The 20,180-nt window shown below is 54.8% G+C and carries 21 protein-coding genes; 17 read left to right on the top strand and 4 right to left on the bottom strand.

Annotation, left to right across the window (positions count from 1 at the left end; all coding sequences use genetic code 11):
* Positions 1 to 38: 38 nt before the first annotated feature.
* From C816_RS10610 to C816_RS21820, 3 genes are all read right to left on the bottom strand, one after another.
* Complete coding sequence (locus tag C816_RS10610; RefSeq protein WP_016322386.1) at positions 39 to 821, bottom strand: Rep family protein; 783 nt, start codon at positions 819 to 821, stop codon at positions 39 to 41.
* A 161-nt stretch (positions 822 to 982) separates the two neighbouring features.
* Positions 983 to 1,957 (bottom strand): hypothetical protein, encoded by a 975-nt coding sequence (locus C816_RS10605; RefSeq protein ID WP_155978990.1) that lies wholly within the window; start codon positions 1,955 to 1,957, stop codon positions 983 to 985.
* 428 nt (positions 1,958 to 2,385) lie between these two features.
* Complete coding sequence (locus C816_RS21820; protein ID WP_242832183.1) at positions 2,386 to 2,703, bottom strand: hypothetical protein; 318 nt, start codon at positions 2,701 to 2,703, stop codon at positions 2,386 to 2,388.
* Positions 2,704 to 3,610: 907 nt separating this feature from the next.
* Between C816_RS21820 and C816_RS10595 the strand changes: the two genes are divergently transcribed.
* Positions 3,611 to 4,834, top strand: a complete 1,224-nt coding sequence (locus tag C816_RS10595) for an S-layer homology domain-containing protein (protein WP_016322383.1) — start codon at positions 3,611 to 3,613, stop codon at positions 4,832 to 4,834.
* A 289-nt stretch (positions 4,835 to 5,123) separates the two neighbouring features.
* Entirely contained in the window at positions 5,124 to 5,771 is a 648-nt protein-coding gene (locus C816_RS10590) for a SprT-like domain-containing protein (protein WP_016322382.1), read from the top strand.
* Positions 5,772 to 6,091: 320 nt separating this feature from the next.
* Here C816_RS10590 and C816_RS10585 read toward each other — a convergent pair whose 3' ends face one another.
* The gene (locus C816_RS10585; RefSeq protein ID WP_051147079.1) at positions 6,092 to 7,339 is read right to left on the bottom strand and encodes a recombinase family protein; all 1,248 of its coding nucleotides are present in this window, start codon (positions 7,337 to 7,339) and stop codon (positions 6,092 to 6,094) included.
* Between the two features lie 244 nt (positions 7,340 to 7,583).
* On the opposite strand from C816_RS10585, the gene C816_RS10580 reads away from it, so the two are divergent.
* From C816_RS10580 to C816_RS10510, 15 genes are all read left to right on the top strand, one after another.
* Complete coding sequence (locus C816_RS10580; protein WP_004081473.1) at positions 7,584 to 8,405, top strand: ParA family protein; 822 nt, start codon at positions 7,584 to 7,586, stop codon at positions 8,403 to 8,405.
* Positions 8,362 to 9,297 (top strand): ParB/RepB/Spo0J family partition protein, encoded by a 936-nt coding sequence (locus C816_RS10575; protein WP_016322380.1) that lies wholly within the window; start codon positions 8,362 to 8,364, stop codon positions 9,295 to 9,297. Before C816_RS10580 ends, C816_RS10575 begins: the two co-directional genes overlap by 44 nt.
* A gap of 11 nt (positions 9,298 to 9,308) precedes the next feature.
* Complete coding sequence (locus tag C816_RS10570; protein WP_004054662.1) at positions 9,309 to 9,584, top strand: DUF5720 family protein; 276 nt, start codon at positions 9,309 to 9,311, stop codon at positions 9,582 to 9,584.
* Positions 9,585 to 9,613: 29 nt separating this feature from the next.
* Entirely contained in the window at positions 9,614 to 9,799 is a 186-nt protein-coding gene (locus tag C816_RS10565) for a hypothetical protein (RefSeq protein ID WP_016322379.1), read from the top strand.
* A 67-nt stretch (positions 9,800 to 9,866) separates the two neighbouring features.
* Entirely contained in the window at positions 9,867 to 10,751 is an 885-nt protein-coding gene (locus C816_RS10560; protein WP_016322378.1) for a DUF6017 domain-containing protein, read from the top strand.
* Positions 10,752 to 10,801: 50 nt separating this feature from the next.
* Positions 10,802 to 11,164: a DUF7768 domain-containing protein gene (locus C816_RS10555; protein ID WP_004070646.1), complete on the top strand. Its 363-nt coding sequence runs from the start codon at positions 10,802 to 10,804 to the stop codon at positions 11,162 to 11,164.
* Positions 11,157 to 11,468 carry a DUF5720 family protein gene (locus C816_RS10550; protein WP_016322377.1) on the top strand — a complete coding sequence of 104 codons (312 nt, stop codon included), beginning with the start codon at positions 11,157 to 11,159 and terminating at the stop codon, positions 11,466 to 11,468. The genes C816_RS10555 and C816_RS10550 overlap by 8 nt, the downstream gene beginning before the upstream one ends.
* Before the next feature lie 42 nt (positions 11,469 to 11,510).
* A complete protein-coding gene (locus C816_RS10545; RefSeq protein ID WP_004070654.1) occupies positions 11,511 to 12,002 on the top strand; it encodes a PcfB family protein in 492 nt (163 codons plus the stop codon).
* Complete coding sequence (locus C816_RS10540) at positions 11,999 to 13,834, top strand: VirD4-like conjugal transfer protein, CD1115 family (protein ID WP_016222262.1); 1,836 nt, start codon at positions 11,999 to 12,001, stop codon at positions 13,832 to 13,834. The genes C816_RS10545 and C816_RS10540 overlap by 4 nt, the downstream gene beginning before the upstream one ends.
* A gap of 221 nt (positions 13,835 to 14,055) precedes the next feature.
* Positions 14,056 to 14,271, top strand: coding sequence for a Maff2 family mobile element protein (locus tag C816_RS10535; RefSeq protein ID WP_004077018.1), 216 nt, complete (start codon positions 14,056 to 14,058; stop codon positions 14,269 to 14,271).
* A gap of 73 nt (positions 14,272 to 14,344) precedes the next feature.
* A complete protein-coding gene (locus tag C816_RS10530) occupies positions 14,345 to 15,214 on the top strand; it encodes a VirB6/TrbL-like conjugal transfer protein, CD1112 family (RefSeq protein WP_016223835.1) in 870 nt (289 codons plus the stop codon).
* A gap of 18 nt (positions 15,215 to 15,232) precedes the next feature.
* Positions 15,233 to 15,718: a PrgI family protein gene (locus tag C816_RS10525; protein WP_040655434.1), complete on the top strand. Its 486-nt coding sequence runs from the start codon at positions 15,233 to 15,235 to the stop codon at positions 15,716 to 15,718.
* Positions 15,648 to 18,035, top strand: coding sequence for a VirB4-like conjugal transfer ATPase, CD1110 family (locus C816_RS10520; RefSeq protein WP_040655431.1), 2,388 nt, complete (start codon positions 15,648 to 15,650; stop codon positions 18,033 to 18,035). The genes C816_RS10525 and C816_RS10520 overlap by 71 nt, the downstream gene beginning before the upstream one ends.
* Positions 18,032 to 18,403: a DUF3851 family protein gene (locus tag C816_RS10515; protein ID WP_016322375.1), complete on the top strand. Its 372-nt coding sequence runs from the start codon at positions 18,032 to 18,034 to the stop codon at positions 18,401 to 18,403. Before C816_RS10520 ends, C816_RS10515 begins: the two co-directional genes overlap by 4 nt.
* Positions 18,396 to 20,156, top strand: a complete 1,761-nt coding sequence (locus C816_RS10510) for a C40 family peptidase (RefSeq protein ID WP_016322374.1) — start codon at positions 18,396 to 18,398, stop codon at positions 20,154 to 20,156. The genes C816_RS10515 and C816_RS10510 overlap by 8 nt, the downstream gene beginning before the upstream one ends.
* The last annotated feature ends 24 nt before the right edge of the window (positions 20,157 to 20,180 follow it).

Below are 20,180 nucleotides of genomic sequence, written 5' to 3'. Positions count from 1 at the left end.
AAATCCGAGTAGGCGATTACTCTAGGTCGAAGCTCGTCCTAAATCAGGGTGTGCTCTCCGTTATAGCCCTGAAAAATGTCTCGGCTGGAACCGGAAACAAAATAAGGCTCGCCTTTCTTCTGGGCGTACTCTTTGGCAAGACTGGTCTTGCCCGTACCGGAGGGGCCGTAAATCCATATAACCCGGATTTGAGCGTTTTTCGCTTTCATTTCCGCCCGCCATTTTTCGGCCTCTTTTATCAGCCGCTTGGCGTCCACGTCCTCAATCTGACGGCGGTACTTGGCATATTGGGAGCCGGAGAGCTGCTTTTCGATTTCAGCCTTGGTCGTTCCGCCAATGTACAATAAATCTAAAAGAGCATCCACATTACAGGCGTTATGCCCGGCTTTGGCCTGCTCGATCTCTGTAACAATCGCTTTCATGCGCTCGGGGAAATTGAAATTGGCAACCACAGCACACGGGTCATACGGATGTTTACCCGCCTTTTGGGCCTTGCGGGTCGCGTGTATCAAGTAGGCATGTCCGTTGTTGGCTTCCCCGTCCCACTTTTGGACATATTGCTCCTTATCACCCAGCGCTTTGGCTACTGCGGAGAGATAACGGGCGTTTTTGAAGCACAGCATTGCATGAAGATGTGCCTCTGCGGGCGTTCCGTCCTCGCTTATATCCTGGTCGTGTAAAATAACCGCATATTCCTTTGGAGCCAGCACGTTTTCAATATGGGCCGCTAAATCACTGGCCGTCTTAATGTCCGGAGGTAAATGGTCGATTTGCTGCGTGTACATCATGTTTTTGCATCGAATGGCGTTGTTGTCGCTCATGGCTTCGCATGTTCTCCTCGATGGTTTTTGACACTTTGACACCGGATCTTTGCCGCGCTATAACAAGCCCAGCGCGGCAAATTTTATAGGTAATATAGGAAATTGGCACCTGACACCGCCCCGCCTTTGCTTATCGCACGGCGGGGCGGTGAAATCAGGTATCAGTCGCCGTAATACTCTTTAAGTAACCGTCCCAGTTCCCTATAGACCAGAAATTTCATGCGGGGAAAGTGCACACGGCTCACGGTTTCATGCTCCCCATCGGTCGAGGAAAACCATGCGTCACCCTGTTTGCCCGCAGGAAAGCGGCTGATAGCCTCCAGGCTGGTCCGGTCCCAGATGAAGCTGCCCTCATTCAGGGTGGGCTTGAACAGGACCCGCGTAGTCATGGCCGACTTAATCATAGTCGGCAAGCCGCCCTCTCCGGCACTAGCCTGGGCAATGCTGATAATCATATAGCATCCCGCAGAAGCTCCGGTAGTCACAATCACTTTAACAAGACGGTCAAATGTCTCAAGGCAGTAGTCATCACCCTTGGCGGCTTTCGCTGGCAAAACGGACCGCAGACCCACATACTCGTCAATGAACAGTATGGACGGGTGCATACCCGCATCCCACCAATGGACCGCATCGCCCGTCTTTTCTGACAGGTCATTCAGGACTTTCTGCCGCTCTTTGATGGAAGCGGTAAATCGCTTCATCCCATCCAAAATTGCCCTGGCTTCGCCGTCCTCGTCCAGCGTACGCGTACGAGGGAAACGGCTCAACTCGGCCTGTTTAGGGTCAACGACCATAACTTCGCTCCCAAATTCATCCGGGCCTTGCAAAAGGACTTGCAGCAGCAGAGCAATCACGCCGGTCGTTTTGCCGCCCCTCGTTTTACCGACAATCAACATGGAACCGGAAGTAGTCAGGTCAATATCTGTGCCGTACTGGACGGCCAGTTTATAGGGACTCAAAGGCCGCATTTTCCGCACAGAACGATATGTAATGCTCTTATCTGCCAAAACATCATCGGCGCGGAAAATGATAAAGTTACAAGCTTCGGAGGGGATTATCTCGGTAATGGCAAAAGCCCAAAGCCGGCCCTGCAAATACCCGGAGATAAGCGGGGCCATTTTGGCTAAATCATCCACTGATTTTGTAGTCGCGGTAACCTTAATGTCATAAACGCCTCTGCTAACTTCCTGGCAGTCTACTATGGGGAGAAGTTCTCCGTCCCGCAGTCCAAGCGGATTACCGTAGGCGGGGCAGCACAGGCCTCGGCGAACGAAATGCCGAATCCTGGCAGTATCCGGCCACAAGCCAAAGGCGTAGACAGACGCAAGTATTATAATACAAGCCAAGAGAGAGAGGAACACGCCAGCCAGCCCCAGGTGAAACGCAGCCCGTTGAAGAACAAGGTCACTAATAAAAACATTAGAGGGAACAGCAAGCACCACTCGCCTAAACAAGAACAGCATCCACGACACAATCAGTAGGACCCCGCCCCCTACACAGAATTTTGTGTAGGGGGCGGCGTACCGGAGGCGCGAGGCTCCAGGGTCATACGTCCCAAACATAATCAAGCCTTCTTTCCATCCGCGCCGGTCACGGGCGCAGCCACGACATCATCACAGCGGACGGACAACTGATTGCGATAATCACCATAGACGGTGCAGACCGGATTGACCGGCATGACACAATCACCGACGGAGACAGCGGGCTTCTTCTCCACCTTGAGCGCCAACTTCTCGTAAAGATTATTGGCAACCACACCGTCTTTGCACTTGTACGGCGTGTCATCAACGGTAATCACCGCATCGACAATCCAACCGAGCTTGGCCTTTGTGGAATGGTCCAGCCACTCGCGCAAACCAGTGACGGTCAAGACCTTGTTCATGAAAAACTGGTCCGCCGCAAACTTCAAAAATTGATTTAAGAATCTCATTATAGACATGTCCTTTCTATAGATTAGGCCATTGATACGCTAAATTATCGGCACAGACAGGTGGTACCACGCCTGTCCATGACCTTGCAACATTCACAAAGCGCCGGTTCGTCATTTCGCCAGTGGCGCATTTGACTATTTTCCGGCACACAGCAGTTTCCCTGGCCATCTATCACTATACCGCGAAAACTGAATTTTGTAAACAAAAAAACGAGATATATTTGCCGTCTATCCGAATTTCTACAACTTTAACAAAACGATTCAAGCACGACTTGTTCCAGCTCGAGCGCAGTTTTATAGATAAATTATTGCGGAAAATTCAAATCAGAATCATCTGTTTCACCTCGGTGGAATTCTGCATATTGCACAACAAAAAGCGGGCGGAATATATTGGTAACAGAAGAAGAGAAAGAAAGAAGCAAAAAATATAAGAAAATTTTAACTCCCTTTTTCTGCGGCTTTGAAAAGTACACATCAAAAAAAGGGCCTCTGCCGATATAGACAGAGGCCCTAAAAATATCTTGATATACCTTGCATTTCAGGATATGCAGGTTTATAATATGACTACGACAAACAAAGGCAGGGCGAAGGGTGTTAGCAGCACCCCCGCCCCTATGCGGGAGCTACACCTCCCACACAACAGTATAACTGCGCCAGCCTCATTATACCGGACTTTTCATGAATTTACAAGGCCGGGTTTGGGGTTTGTGTCTGATATGCGGTGTGGGATTTTATATCTCGCACCGCTTTTGTTTGTCTCAGCGGCACCCAGGCAAATCCCCCAGGGAGCGGCAGATCATGCTCCCCGGGGGCCGGACCGCTGAGGACCAAACACATTATATATTTAAGGAGAGGTCATATGAAACGAATATTGTCCCTGGTCCTGGCCCTGATCCTGTGCACCAGCCTTGCCGTCCCTGCCCTGGCGGCGGATTTTTCCGACGTGCCCCCGTCCCACAACTTCTATCCCGCCGTCGCTGACTGTTCGTCCAAGGGCATTGTCGGCGGCTACCCCGACGGCACGTTCCGGCCCTCCGCCACCGTTACCCGCTCCAACTTCTGCGTCATGCTCTCCCGTGCGTTCTATCCCAGCGACATTACCAGGTATACCAACGACTTCACCACATCTTTCGGTTCGTTCTACCCCAACTATCTCGCGCTTGCGAACAACTTCATCTGGAACAACGTCAGCTTTGATACCGATGATATTTACACCTCCGACTTCGCCGAGAGTATGAATCTCGGTATCTCCCGGTACGACATGGCCCAGCTCATGACGAACATTATGAACGCCAGAGGCTTTGCCGCCGGAGAGGCCGAAAAGAACGCCGCCGCCTCTAAGATTACGGACTATTCCAGCATCCCCGGCCAGTACCGCGACGCCGTAGCCAACGTGTATGCCCTCGGCGTCATCGGCGGTTATTCCGACGGTTCTTTTAACGGCGGCGGCATCATGAACCGCGGTCAAGCCGCCGCTGTCATTTACCGCATGACACAGGCCGTTCCTGTCGAAGCCCCCGCGCCGGAAACCCCCGCTGTCCCGGCACCGGAGACACCGGAAGCCCCCGCGCCGGAAACGCCCAGCACTCCTGCTGCCGGTACTCTGACCAACGGCAAGCCCATCACAGTCGAGAACGTGACGGAACTCATGAACGAGCTTCGTGCCCAGTATCCGAGCAAAACCGACGCTGGGACATACAGCGGCGGACCGATGACTATTCGCAAAATTATCAACACGTATACGTTTACCGGACTTCCCTGCAGCACCAGCTCCGGCTGCGGCGGATGGGCCGCCCGAGTGTTCGACTATATCTTTGACAAGAATGTCACCTTCCGACAGGTCAGCTACGACGAAGCTCGCATCGGCGACCTTCTCATCGACGTAAATGACCAAGGCTATGCAACACATGTCGCCATCGTCAGTGCCAGAAAGACTGTCAATGGCATTCCGAACATGCTCTGCACCACTGACGCAAACTATGGTGGTGGTACAAACGTCATGACATGGGACTTGGGCCGCTATGACCCCATCGAGTATAACGACCCCTGGACCTACGACATCTACACCGTATATCCCGACTAATTTTCCAACGTATGGCCCACACGCTGCAAAGCGTGTGGGCCAGTTTTTTTCAAATAAAGTCTTATCCCCCCCAAAATGAAATACACCCCTGGCAGATAGCACAGAGAGAAGCCAGCTTCAAGGGCCGTAAAAAAATTTTCCGGGTTGCGTAAGTGCCCGGAAATTTTTTTTACTTTCCGCTTCGCTCCACCCTTGACCCTGTCTGCTCTTTGTGCGCAAGGAGGCCAACCGAAATCGCCGCAGCCGATTTCGGCAAGGCCGACAACGTTGATTTTGGGAGGATACAGCTATGAAGCAGACGATTAAGACCAGCAGGACAGCCGGGTATCTGGAGAAAATTTTCAGGGCGCTAAATGAGCATTATTTCAGCGGGGTTATCGAGGAACCCGTTATTACCATCCAGAGCACCCCCAGGGCCTACGGGCATGTCACCGTGGCTAAGGCATGGCAGAGGGCGGACGGCGGACAGCGCCATGAATTGAATATCGGAGCGGGAACCCTCGACAGACCCATAGAAAACGTGACGGCTACCGTTCTTCATGAAATGGTCCATCTTTATAATTTGCAAACCGGCGTACAGGACACCAGCCGGGGCGGGGCCTACCACAACAAGAAATTTCGTGACGCCGCCGAGGCAAGGGATCTGCATATCAGCTATGACAGCCGTATCGGGTGGAGCATTACCGAACCCACGGACGCGCTAATCGAGTTCATCATCTCCCAGGGCTGGGACGATATTATGATGAACCGGAAAGCGGGCTTTTCCATGCGGGGCGTGGGAGGACCGGGAGCAAAAGGAGGCGTCACCCCTCCGGCTACGGGCAGGACTTCCAGCACAAGAAAGGTCATGTGCCCCTGTTGCGGTCAGTCGGTCCGGGCTACCAAAAAGGTCAACATTATTTGCGGGGACTGCTTGGTCCCTATGGCGGAGGTTTGAACGTGTAGATTCAAAAAGAGACAGGGGGCCGGGTTTGGCCTCCTGTTCTCTTTTGTTTTTTGTACGTCCGCATGGCCTTGAGTTTCCCTTATTTTTTCCCTTAATGGCTTGATTTAAGCCGGGACCGCTTGTGATTAGGTAACACATGGAAAACGCTGGACCCGTTGCAAATAAAGGCTTTTGGGACTAGGTGGGATTAGGCGGGAAAACGGAAGCGGTATTATTCTCAAATTCAAGTCTCGCCACTCGGACCATGCGGAGTGTCCTTATAGGATTTGAGTATCCTTGTGGGACACTCCGCATTATTTTTGCTCAAAATCCTATACGGCGATCCGCTCCGGGGAGTAGCTGACGGCTACTCCCTTTCTCGTCCCCATCGTGATCTCCGCAGCCGGGATTTTCCGACGGTCAGGGACGGAGAAAGTGCCGATACAGTTGTAATAGATGGTGATGTGCTGGGTGGTAACGCCGTCCTGCTTTTCCGCATGGTACACGTCGATATGGTCAATCAGCTCCGCCACCATGCGCTGGGTGATCTCGGTGGCGTTGGTGTACCGCCGGACCGTTTCAAGAAACGTGTCAACGTCCATCCGCTGGCCCTCGCTCTTTTTCAGTTCCAGCCGCAGCGCCTTGATCCGCTTGGCGTTCTCCCCCTGCTCCTGCTCGTACCGCTGGGACATCTTCGCAAACCGGGCGTCGCTGATCTTCTGGCTCACGTTATCCTCATAAAGCCTCTCGAAAAGCCCGTCCAGCTCTTTATCCCTCGCCAGAAGTCCATCCAGCTCCCGCTGCTTCCTGGCCCGCTCGTCCTCCGTCACTTTCGCGGAACGGCCCATCATGGCCTTGATAAAGTCGTTCTCATATTCATTGGCGAAACAGGCCAGCCGGTTTACCTCATACAGCACCACCCGCTCCAGAAATTCCAGCCGGATATAGTGGGTCTTGGAGCACTTGCGCAGGCCGGAATTGTGGTTCTGGCAGCTAAAGAATTTAATATCGTGGTTGCCCTGGTTGAAATGGAAATTGAGGTTGCCGCCGCACTCTGGGCATTTCAGAACGCCGGAAAAGGCGCTGGGCTCCTGGGTGACGGTGGGCCGCCTCCGGCGGGTCCCCTTTTTCATGCTCTGTACCTTTTCCCAGGTGGCCCGGTCTATAATGGCCTCGTGGACGTTGAGGAAGATCGCCCGGTTCTCCTCCGGGTTTTCAATCCGCTTTTTCATCTTGTAGGACTTGGAGTAGGATTTGAAGTTAATCACGTCCCCGCAATACTCCTGCAAGGTGAGGATTTTCTTGATGGTGGTATGTCCCCATTTGGTGGGTTCCACGGTGCTCTTGGACCCGCCCCGGCCGGTCCCCTTGCTCCGCCAGTAGTAGGTGGGATTGAACACCCCATCCCGCTCCAGCGCGGCGGCGGTTTCCGCCAGCCCGTAGCCGTCCAGGGCCATTTGATAGATACGACGGACAACGGTGGCGGCCTCCGGGTCAATCACCCAAAAGCGGGGATCCTCCGGGTTTTTGATGTAGCCATAGGGAGGCGGGGACAGCGGTACGCCGGAATTACCTTTCATTTTGTTCACGATCCGGCGTTTCTTGGAAATATCGCGGGCGTAGTATTCGTTGAACACAGGTTATTGGGGAAGGGAAAGCAAACAGGCAAAAATCCAGTATTCATGCGGGTTTGCGGCGAGATGGCTCTCAAAAGCTAACCTCACAAAAGACAGATTATTGCACAATCACATATCGTTTCTAAGGGAGAATGTTGATTCCGGTCACATTCTCCCTTTTTTCATACCAAGAAACGAGGTGATTATCTTGAACACGCAAATCATCGCCATCGCCAACCAAAAGGGAGGTGTGGGCAAGACCACAACCTGTGCCAACTTAGGGATAGGACTGGCGCAGGCCGGAAAGAAAGTGCTTCTCATTGACGGGGACCCGCAAGGGAGCCTGACCATCAGCCTGGGCAATCCCCAGCCGGATAAGCTGCCCTTTACCCTCTCTGACGCGATGGGCCGTATCCTGACCGATCAGCCGGTCCGCCCCGGCGAGGGGATTCTGCGCCACCCGGAGGGTGTGGACCTGATGCCGGCGGATATTCAGCTGTCCGGCATGGAGGTGTCGCTGGTAAACGCTATGAGCCGGGAAACGATTCTGCGGCAATATCTGGACAGTGTAAAGGGGCAGTATTCCCATATCCTCATAGACTGCCAGCCCTCCCTGGGTATGCTCACCGTCAACGCGCTGGCCGCCGCCAACCGGATCATAATCCCCGTCCAGGCGGAGTATCTGCCCGCCAAAGGGCTGGAACAGCTGCTCTCTACGGTAGCCAAAGTCAAGCGGCAGATCAACCCGAAACTGCAAATAGACGGTATCCTGCTGACGATGGTGGACAACCGCACCAACTTTGCCAAAGAGATTGCCGCCCTGCTGCGGGAAACTTACGGCAGCAAAATCAAGGTGTTTGGCACTGAGATTCCCCATTCTGTCCGGGCAAAGGAAACCAGCGCGGAGGGCAGGAGCATTTTCGCCCATGACCCAGGCGGCAAAGTAGCCGAAGGCTACGCAAATCTGACCAAGGAGGTGTTGAAACTTGAAAAGCAGCGCGAAAAAAGTAGAGCTGGCATCGGTCGATGATCTGTTTTCCACCGAGGAAAGCCGCGCCGACGCGGGGCGGGAAAAGGTGGTAGAAATTCCTTTAAGCGAGCTGCACTCGTTCAAGGGACACCCCTTCAAGGTCAAAGATGATGATGCCATGATGGAAACAGCGGACAGCATCCGGCAGTACGGCGTTCTTGTTCCTGCTATCGCCCGTCCTGACCCGGAGGGCGGCTATGAGCTGGTAGCCGGACACAGGCGGCATCGGGCCAGTGAACTGGCAGAGAAAGAAACCATGCCGGTGATTGTCCGGGATTTGGACGATGACGCCGCCACGATTATCATGGTTGACAGCAATTTACAGCGGGAAAGCCTTCTCCCCAGCGAAAGGGCTTTTGCCTACAAAATGAAATTGGAGGCCATGAAACGGCAGGCAGGTCGCCCCTCTAAAAATTCCGCCCAACTTGGGCGGAATTTTGAAGGCAAGGAATCCAGAGAAATTTTAGCGGAACAGGTTGGGCAAAGCCGCAATCAGATTTCGCGCTACATCCGTCTGACCGAGTTAATCCCCGAACTGCTGAACATGGTGGACGAAAAGAAAATTGCCCTGAACCCGGCCTATGAGCTGTCCTTTCTCAAAAAAGAAGAACAGACACAGCTTTTGGACGCTATGGACAGTGAACAGGCCACCCCCTCCCTTTCCCAAGCCCAGCGGCTCAAGAAATTCAGTCAGGAGGGGCATCTGTCCATAGACGTAATGCGGGCGATTATGGGCGAGGAAAAGAAAAGCGATCTGGACAAGGTGACGTTTACCTCCGACACCCTGCGGAAGTATTTTCCCAAAAGCTATACCCCTGCCCGGATGCAGGAAACCATCATCAAACTGCTGGAACAGTGGCAGAAAAAGCGTCAGAGAGATCAGGAACGCTGAAAGGAGCGCCTATGAGAGATCACGTTGCCAGGGAGTTAAAGGGCCACAACATACTGGCTGTGGAACGGTTTCAGGATAAGACCCGCTGGATGGTGGAGTTTTCCGTCCTGCGGCCCCGCACCGCCTACGGCGCACCCGGCGATGAAACGCGCCTGTTTCTGGACGAGGACGGCTACCAGGCCGTTCTCGCCAGCCAGAAACGCCGGGACATCAAAATCAAACGGTATGCCCGCGTCATTGAGGGGCATATCCTGGACTTCAAGCCCAAAAAGAAACGCCACCCGTAAACCCGACAAATTGAGAGGAAGGAATGAATATGTGTACCGTTAAGGAAATCAGAGAAGCCATCCGGGAGGACTGCCGCTCCCAGCGAAACATGGAAACCATTGAGATCGACCGGATTTTTCAAACCCTGACGTTTCCGCAGTTAGAGAGCCTGTTTGACAAACCGCCCATGCCGCCGTTTTTTCACCGGTACAGGCAGAAGTCAGCCAGCAAATGAACGCCGCAATTCTTTTTACGGGATTGTGGCTTTTTTCATGCCCTGGGAAACGAAAGGAGTGCAGAAAATGGCCGTTTTTCGCGTAGAACGCACACAGGGATACACCGTTATGAGCAACTATCATCTGCGGGACAAGAGCCTGAGCCTGAAAGCAAAGGGCCTGCTGTCCCAAATGCTCTCGCTGCCGGAGGATTGGGACTACACCCTTTCCGGCCTGGCTGTTATCAACCGGGAAAGCAAGGACGCGATCCGCTCCGCAGTCAATGAGCTGGAAAAGGCGGGGTACATCAAGCGCCGCCAGACCACCGACGCGGGCGGCAAGTTCAGCGCCAACGAGTATGTGATTTATGAGCGTCCGGTAACAGAGGAACCGCCCGCCCAACCGTTGTTGGAAAAACCGTTGTCGGGTTTTCCGACAACGGATAATCCGTCAACGGGAAAACCGTCAACGGAAAATCCAACGCAAATAAATATAGAGAAATTAAATACCCAAAAATCAATTACTGACGGATCAATTACCGATTCCCTTCCCTTCCGGGGAACGGCGGCAAAGCCACCGGAACCGAAGCGAAGGGAAACGATGTCACTGACAGAGATGGAAAGTTATCGGGAGCTGATTTTGGAGAATATCGAGTATGACTGCCTCAAACAGCGGTTTGGAACCTACCGGGAGGATTTGGACGAGATTGTGGAGCTGCTGGTGGAAACCGTCTGCGCGAAGCGTAAGACCACCCGGATTGCCGGGGCGGACTTCCCCCATGAGGTGGTGCGTTCCCGCTTCCTGAAGCTGGACAGCTCCCACATCGAGTTTGTCATGGACTGCCTGCAAAAGAACACCACCGAGGTACGGAACATGAAACAATACCTTTTGACGGTGCTGTTCAACGCGCCCACCACCATGAGCAACCATTACACCTCACAGGTCAACCACGATATGTACGGCGGCTTCTGAAAGCTGGCCGTTTTTGTCTGCCCGGAACTGCCGGGAGAAAGGAATCTGTTATGAAACGACCGCTTGCGTATATCACCGCTCCCTGGAGCAAGAACCCCCATGAAAACGCGGCAAACGCCGCCAGCTACTGCCGCCAGGTGTATGACGCCGGATATTCCCCGGTCTGCCCTGTTTTGTTCCTGCCGCTGTTTTTGAAAGATGAAATCCCCCAGGAACACAAGGACGGAATCGACATCGCCAGAGATTACCTGCGCCGATCCCATGTGCTGGTGGTCTGTGGACACTCGACCGATGAAACGGTCAAAAACGATATTGCCACCGCTGAACGCCTGCGGATCACCGCCACCACGCTGGACGGGATTCTGACGGTGAAAGGCCAGGGCCGGGAGAAAGGGGGCGCACACCATGCCTGAGCAAAAGACCATCGGCCAGCTGATGGAGGAAATGCGGCTTAAAGCCGGGGCGCGGGAGTATTCCGGCCATAGTTACATGGACTTAAACCGGTTCGCGGAGGACACCCGGCACATGATTATTTTTGATACCCTGACCGCTGATTCCCCTGTTGGCTGGAAAGGGGAACGCAGCCGCGCCTTTCTCACCGAGGAAGGATATAAAAAGTCCCTGGAACGCCAGGAACAGGGGCATATCAAGATTGTGAGCCATGCGAAGGTCCGAAACGGACATCTGCGCTACGACCGGCAAGACCAGCTCCGATAGAGAAACCATGCAGAAAATCCATAGAGAGGAGGCGAAACACCCATGCAGGACGAAGTGGAAAGCAAAACCCTGACGCTCATTGTCAGCGGCACAAAGTTCACCGGCAGGCTGTTCAAAGCGGCGATTATGAAGTATCTGGCGCACCTGAAGGAGCAAAAGATGCAGAAACAGCGGGAAAAGGGCGCGGAGGTCAAGCCCCAGGGAAAGCAGACGGTGAAGCAGCTCATCGGGCAGAACCAGGGCGTGTCCAATCTTGAGATCACAGACCCCTCCATCAAGGCGTTTGAACGGGTTGCCCGGAAGTACGGCGTGGATTACGCGGTAAAGAAGGACCGCAGCTGCTCCCCGCCCAAGTACCTGGTCTTTTTCAAGGCCCGCGATGCGGACGCGCTGACCTCGGCATTTACCGAGTACACCCAGAAGAAGGTCCGCAAGGCGTCCCGCCCGTCTGTGCTGGCGAAGCTGAACCAGTTCAAGGAGCTGGTGAAAAACGCGGTGGTGGACCGCACAAAGCGAAAGGAGCTGGAACGATGAAAAGACCATTGAACATCAAGAAGCTCGTTTTGCTGAACCTGCCCTATATCCTGATGGGGCTGTTTTCCACCAACTTCGGGGAGGCGTGGCGGATGGCCCAGGGCGCGGACGCTTCGGAAAAGGTATTGTCTTTGATCTCCGTCCTTCCGGCGGCGCTTGGAAGTTTCTGGCCCAGCTTTCACCCGCTGGACCTGCTGGTCGGGCTGTGCTGCGGCGCGGCGCTCCGGCTGGCTGTTTACCTGAAAGGCAAAAACGCCAAGAAGTACCGCCCGAATATCGAGTACGGTTCCGCGAGATGGGGAAATTCCCAGGACATCGCCCCTTATGTCGATCCGGTATTCCAGAACAATGTAATCCTCACCCAGACGGAACGCCTTACCATGAGCAGCCGCCCCAAGGACCCCAAGACCGCCCGCAACAAAAATGTGCTGGTCATCGGCGGTTCCGGCTCCGGCAAGACCCGCTTCTGGCTCAAGCCCAACCTGATGCAGCTCCATAGCTCGTATGTGGTTACTGACCCAAAAGGTACAATCCTGATCGAATGTGGAAAGCTGCTCCAACGGGGCGCGCCCAGGCTGGATAAGGACGGAAAGCCCATGAAGGATAAGAACGGCAAAACTATCTATGAACCGTACCGGATCAAGGTGCTGAATACCATCAACTTCAAAAAATCCATGAAATACAATCCTTTCGCCTATATCCACAGCGAAAAGGACATTTTGAAGCTGGTGACGACCTTAATCGCCAACACCAAGGGCGAGGGGAAAGCCGGTGACGATTTCTGGGTCAAAGCGGAAACGCTGCTGTACTGCGCCCTGATTGGATATATCCACTATGAGGCCCCGGTGGAGGAACAGAACTTCTCCACCCTGATTGAGTTTATTAACGCGATGGAGGTCCGGGAGGACGATGAGGAATACAAAAACCCCGTTGACCTGATGTTTGACGCGCTGGAATCCGAGAAGCCCAACCATTTTGCGGTGCGGCAGTACAAAAAATATAAGCTGGCGGCGGGCAAAACCGCGAAGTCGATTCTGATTTCCTGCGGCGCGCGGCTGGCGGTATTCGATATTGCCGAGCTGCGGGAGGTCACAGCCTATGACGAGCTGGAACTGGACACCCTGGGGGACCGGAAAACCGCCCTGTTTCTCATTATGAGCGATACCGATGACAGCTTTAACTTCCTGATTTCCATGTGCTATACCCAGCTGTTTAACCTCCTGTGCGAGAAAGCGGACGATGTGTACGGCGGCAGGCTCCCGGTCCATGTGCGCTGCCTGATTGACGAGTGCGCCAACATCGGGCAGATTCCAAAGCTGGAAAAGCTGGTAGCCACCATCCGAAGCCGGGAGATTTCCGCCTGTCTGGTATTGCAGGCGCAGTCCCAGTTAAAGGCCATCTACAAGGACAACGCCGACACCATTATCGGAAATATGGACACTTCCATCTTTCTGGGCGGCAAAGAACCCACCACCTTAAAGGAGTTAGCCGCCGCCCTGGGAAAAGAAACCATTGACACCTACAACACCGGGGAGAGCCGGGGGCGGGAAACCTCCCACTCTCTCAATTATCAGAAATTGGGGAAAGAGCTGATGAGCCAGGATGAGCTTGCGGTGATGGACGGGGGAAAATGTATCCTCCAGCTGCGGGGCGTCCGCCCGTTTTTGTCGGATAAGTATGACATCACCAGGCACCCCAATTTCCAGTACACCGCCGACGCGGACGATAAGAACGCCTTTGACATTGAAGCGTTTTTGTCCACCCGGCTCAAACCAAAACCCAACGAGGTCTACGATGTGTTTGAAGTTGACGTAGACACCGAGGGCGAATAATCCCGTTCCGCGAGAAAGGAGTGATCTTATCTACCCGCCAGGGTCCCTGAAACCTGCCTCGGTTGAGGCCATTGGCGTACAAAGCGGACAGCTCAACAAAAAAATGAAGAAGGAGGATAGCCGGAATCGAGCCGCCCAAAACGCAGGGCGGTTTTGTTGTCCGGCTTTTGTATGCCTATGAACCAACACTAACCACAAAGCGATTCCGGCTAAATTAAAGTATGGAATTTTTCAACAGCGCAATCGACGTTTTGCAGACCCTCGTGATCGCACTCGGAGCCGGCCTTGGAATCTGGGGCGTCATCAACCTGCTGGAAGGTTACGGCAATGATAACCCTGGTGCGAAAAGCCAGGGCATGAAGCAGCTTATGGCGGGCGGCGGCGTTGCCCTGATCGGCATGGTGCTTGTACCGCTGCTCTCCGGTCTGTTCGGCTAATCCCCGCACCAGAAACACCCATACCTTTGCCCCTCCCGCAAACGCGGGAGGGGCGGAAAGGAGGTAGCACTGTATGGATTTTCTGCTGGATGCAATCACCACCTGGCTGAAAGAAATGCTGGTGGGCGGCATTATGAGCAACCTTTCCAGTATGTTCGATTCGGTCAATAACCAGGTGGCGGACATATCGGGGCAGATCGGGCAGACGCCCCAGGGCTGGAACGCGGGTATTTTCAGCATGGTCCAAAGCCTTTCGGAAACGGTCATTCTCCCCATAGCAGGCGTGATTCTGGCCTTTGTAATGACGCTGGAGCTGATTCAGATCATCACTGACAAGAACAACTTTCACGATATTGAAACCGCTGTGTTTTTCAAGTGGATATTCAAGACCGCCTGTGCCATCCTCATTGTCACCAACACCTGGAATATCGTGATGGGCGTGTTTGATGTGGCCCAGGGCATTGTGGCGCAGGCTTCCGGCGTCATCGGCGCGGACGCTTCCATCGACATTTCCTCCGCGATGGCGGATTTGGAGCCAAGGCTCATGGAGATGGATTTGGGGCCGCTGTTCGGACTGTGGTTCCAGTCCCTGTTTATCGGCCTTACCATGTGGGCGCTGACCATCTGTATTTTTATCGTCATTTATGGCCGTATGCTGGAAATATATCTCGTCACCTCGGTCGCGCCGGTCCCGATGGCCGCTATGATGGGCAGGGAATGGGGCGGCATGGGGCAGAATTACCTGCGTTCCCTGATGGCGTTAGGCTTTCAGGCGTTCCTTATCATGGTATGCGTGGCGATCTACGCGGTCCTGGTGCAGAACATCGCCACTGACGAAGATACGATTGCCGCCATCTGGTCCTGTGTGGGATATACCGTCCTGCTCTGCCTGACCCTCTTTAAGAGCGGCAGCATGGCAAAGGCGATCTTCCAGGCCCACTAACGAAAGGAGTGTGCAAAAATGGCTTATGTACCCGTACCCAAAGACTTAACGAAGGTCAAGACAAAGGTGGCCTTCAACCTCACCAAACGGCAGTTAGTCTGCTTTGGCGGCGGGGCGCTGATTGGCGTGCCGCTTTTCTTTCTGCTTCGGGGGCCAGCCGGGAACAGCGCCGCCGCCCTGTGCATGATGCTTGTCATGCTGCCCTTTTTCCTGCTGGCGATGTACGAGAAGAACGGCCAGCCGCTGGAAAAAATCATCGGAAATATGCTCCGGGTATCCTTTCTCCGGCCCCGGCAGCGCCCCTACCAGACCAACAACTTCTATGCCGTATTGGAGCGGCAGGACAAACTCGACAAGGAGGTGTATGACATTGTTTACGGCAAAGAAAAACCGGACCAACGGCAAAGGGCCGGAGGGCGAAGGGCCAGCGCCGGTGAAAAAGAAGCTCTCCCGCGCGGAAAGAAAGCAGATCGAAGCCGCCATTTCCCGCGCCAACCGCACTGACCAGAAGGGGATTTCCGCACAGGACAGCATCCCCTATGAACGGATGTGGCCGGACGGCATCTGCCGCGTGACCGGCTGCTACTATACCAAGACCATTCAGTTTCAGGACATCAATTACCAGTTGTCCCAAAACGAGGATAAGACCGCCATCTTCGAGGGCTGGTGCGATTTCCTCAACTACTTTGACAGCTCCATCCGGTTCCAGCTGTCCTTCCTCAACCTGGCCGCGTCCCAGGAAACCTTTGCCCGGTCCATCACCATCCCGCCCCAGGGGGATGATTTTGACAACATCCGCGGCGAGTACACCCAGATGCTGCAAAACCAGCTGGCAAAGGGGAACAACGGCCTGATTAAGACAAAATACCTGACCTTCGGCATTGACGCGGACAGCATCCGGGCGGCAAAGCCCCGGCTGGAACGGATTGAAACCGACCTGCTCAACAACTTCAAGCGGCTGGGCGTAGTGGCGGAGCCGCTGGACGGGCGGGCGCGGCTGTCCCAGCTGCATGGCGTATTCCACATGGACGAACAGGTTCCCTTTTCCTTTTCGTGGGACTGGCTGGCCCCCTCCGGCCTTTCCACCAAGGATTTTATTGCCCCCACTTCCTTTGAGTTCCGCACCGGCAGGCAGTTCCGCATGGGGAAAAAGTACGGCGCGGTCAGCTTTGTGCAGATTCTCGCGCCGGAATTGAACGACCGGATGCTGGCGGATTTTCTGGATATGGAAAGCTCCCTGATTGTCAGCCTCCATGTGCAGTCCTTGGATCAGGTAAAGGCCATCAAGACAGTCAAGCGCAAAATCACCGACCTGGACCGGGCCAAGATCGAGGAACAGAAAAAGGCGGTCCGGGCAGGGTACGATATGGACATCATTCCCAGCGATCTGGCTACCTACGGAAACGAGGCCAAAAAGCTGTTGCAGGATTTACAGAGCCGCAACGAGAGAATGTTCCTTGTGACCTTCCTGATCCTGAATACGGCGGACACCGCCAGACAGCTGGGCAACAATGTGTTTCAGGCGTCCAGTATCGCGCAGAAGTACAACTGCCAGCTGGCAAGGCTGGACTTCCAGCAGGAGGAAGGGCTGATGAGCTGCCTGCCTTTGGGACAAAACCAGGTGGAAATCCAGCGGGGGCTGACCACTTCCAGCACCGCCATCTTTATTCCTTTCACCACCCAGGAGCTTTTCCAGAACGGGAAAGAGGCGCTGTACTACGGCATCAACGCCCTGTCCAACAACCTTATCATGGTGGACCGCAAGAAGCTGAAAAACCCAAACGGCCTGATTTTAGGCACTCCCGGCTCCGGCAAGTCCTTTTCCGCCAAGCGGGAAATCGCCAACTGTTTTCTGCTCACCACCGATGACATCATCGTGTGCGACCCGGAATCGGAGTACGCGCCCCTTGTGGAGCGGCTGCATGGGCAGGTTATCAAGATTTCGCCCACCTCCGGGGACTACATTAACCCGATGGACCTAAACCTGGACTACTCGGATGATGAAAGCCCGCTGTCTTTGAAATCCGACTTCATTCTGTCGCTGTGCGAGCTGATCGTGGGCGGCAAGGAGGGCTTGCAGCCGGTCCAGAAAACCATCATCGACCGCTGTGTGCGGCTGGTCTACCATGATTACCTGAACGACCCCAGGCCGGAGAATATGCCGGTATTGGAGGATTTGTATAACCTCCTGCTGACCCAAGAGGAAAAAGAGGCGCAGTACATCGCTACGGCACTGGAAATCTATGTTTCCGGCTCCCTGAATGTGTTCAACCACCGGACCAATGTAAACATCGACAACCGCATTGTCTGCTATGACATCAAGGAGTTAGGCAAGCAGCTGAAAAAAATCGGTATGCTGGTGGTACAGGACCAGGTATGGAACCGCGTCACCATCAACCGCGCCGCCCACAAGTCCACCCGTTACTACATTGACGAGATGCACCTTCTGCTCAAAGAGGACCAGACCGCCGCCTATACCATTGAAATCTGGAAACGCTTTCGGAAATGGGGCGGGATTCCCACCGGCATCACACAGAACATCAAGGACCTGCTTGCCAGCCGGGAGATCGAGAACATCTTTGAGAACTCGGACTTTGTATATATGCTCAACCAGGCAAGCGGGGACCGGCAGATTCTGGCAAGGCAGCTGGGCATCTCCCCGCACCAGCTGTCCTATGTGACCCACTCCGGCGAGGGCGAAGGGCTGCTGTTCTACGGCAACATCATCCTGCCCTTTATCGACCGGTTCCCCAAGGACACCGAGCTGTACCGCATCATGACCACAAAATTACAGGAATTAAAGGAGGGAAAGCAATCATGACTGCACAGAAAATCAAACACAATCCCCGGCTGTTTTTGCAGCGGGCGATGGAGATTCAGCGCCGCCAGCTGCTTCTGGCGATGGCGGACGCGGTAAGCGAGTGCCGTACTGCGGAGAGCATGGCGGCAGAACTGAACGGGGACGGGGAAACCGGCCTGCTCCGCCTTGCGGAAATCTGGTGCTGCCTCTCCCCCGACACCGGCGGCAGGGTTTTGGAGGGCCGGGGCGCGGAGCTTCTGGCCGATGTGCTGGCACAGGTCTATGCCTGCCTGATCCTCCGTCCTTTACACACCCCGGCTGGCATGGGCCTCTATGTGGAACTGCTCTATATGATGGAGGCGCTGATGCTGGGGGAATGGTTTGATTAAGGAGCCACGCCTGCGCTTTACGAGGGAGGAACAGACCGACCCGGCGCTGGAAAAGCCGATCCGCCGCGCACAGAAAGCAGCTGTCCGGGCAGACAAGGCGCAGGCCAGGATACCCAAAAAGAAGGTCCGGCAGACCGTTATTGACCCCGATACCGGAAAGAAAACAACGAAACTGACCTTTGAGGAACAGGCAAAGCCGCCCTCCAAGCTGTCCCATGCGGTACGGGGCGCTCCGGCCAACGCGCTGCTTGCCGGGGCGCATAAGGAAATCCGCAAGTCCGAACAGGACAATGTGGGCGTGGAAGGGGCGCACAAGACCGGGCAGGCTGTTGAAGTCAGTGCGCGGCTGGTGCGGGAGGGATACCGCAGCCATAAACTGAAACCCTACCGCGAAGCGGCAAAGGCGGAGCAAAAGCTGGAAAAAGCAAACATCAACGCCCTGTACCAAAAGTCCCTGGCGGAGAACCCCCAGCTTGCCAGCAACCCCCTTTCCCGCTGGCAGCAAAAGCAGGCCATCAAAAAGGAATATGCCGCCGCCAAACGTGCCGGTCAAACGGCTGGGCATACGGCACAGGCCGCAGGCCATACCACCAAGACCGCGCACAAGACCGGCAAGGCGGCAAAGTCTGTCAAAGAAAAAGCGGAACAGGCGGGCCGGTTTGTCATGCGGCACAAGAAGGGATTCCTGATCGTGCTGGCGCTGTTTCTGCTGGTCTGCCTGCTGATGAATACCCTGTCCTCCTGCTCCATGCTGGCCCAGAGCGTCGGCTCGGCGGTGTCCGGCTCCACCTATCCCTCCAAAGACGAGGATATGCTGGGGACGGAAGCGGACTATGCCGCAAAGGAGGCACAACTGCAAACCGAACTGGACAACATGGAGAGCCTGCACCCAGGCTATGACGAGTACCGGTACGATCTGGACCCTATCGGCCACAATCCCCATGAGCTGGCGGCTTATTTAAGCGCCCTGCTCCATGAATACACGCCCCAGAGCGCGGCGGCACAGTTACAGCGGGTCTTTGACCTCCAATATGTCCTGACGCTGACCGAGGAGGTGGAAATCCGCTACCGCACCGAAACCAGCACCGACCCGGAAACCGGGGAAACGACCAGCGAGGAAGTCCCCTATGAATACTACATCCTCCATGTGGAGCTTGTGAACACCCAGATTTCCGCCCTTGCGCCGGAGCTGCTCACCCCGGACGAATATGAGATGTACCAGGTCTATATCGCCACCAGGGGCAACAAGCCGCTGCTGTTTGGCGGCGGTTCCCCGGATATGGGAAATTCCGAAGATTTGAGCGGCGTGGAGTTTATAAACGGGACCCGCCCCGGCAATCCGGGACTGGTGGATCTGGCGAAGCGTCAGGTGGGAAACGTGGGCGGCTATCCGTATTGGAGCTGGTACGGCTTTAACAGCCGGGTGGAATGGTGCGCCTGCTTCGTGAGCTGGTGCTATAACCAGGCCGGGAAAAGCGAACCGCGCTTTGCGGGCTGCCAGTCCCAGGGCGTACCCTGGTTCCAGTCGCATGGACAATGGGGCGGGCGCGGATATGCCAACATCGCCCCCGGCGACGCCATTTTCTTTGACTGGGATTTGGACGGTTCCGCCGACCATGTCGGCATTGTGATCGGCACAGACGGGAGCCGGGTCTATACGGTGGAGGGCAATTCCGGCGATGCCTGCAAAATCAAAAGCTATGACCTGAATTACCAGTGTATCAAGGGCTACGGCCTGATGAACTGGAACTAAACCATATGGGAAGGAGTGTTTACA

The organism is Oscillibacter sp. 1-3, from assembly GCF_000403435.2.
GTDB lineage: Bacteria > Bacillota > Clostridia > Oscillospirales > Oscillospiraceae > Oscillibacter.
This window is presented reverse-complemented; position numbering and strand designations above follow the sequence as displayed.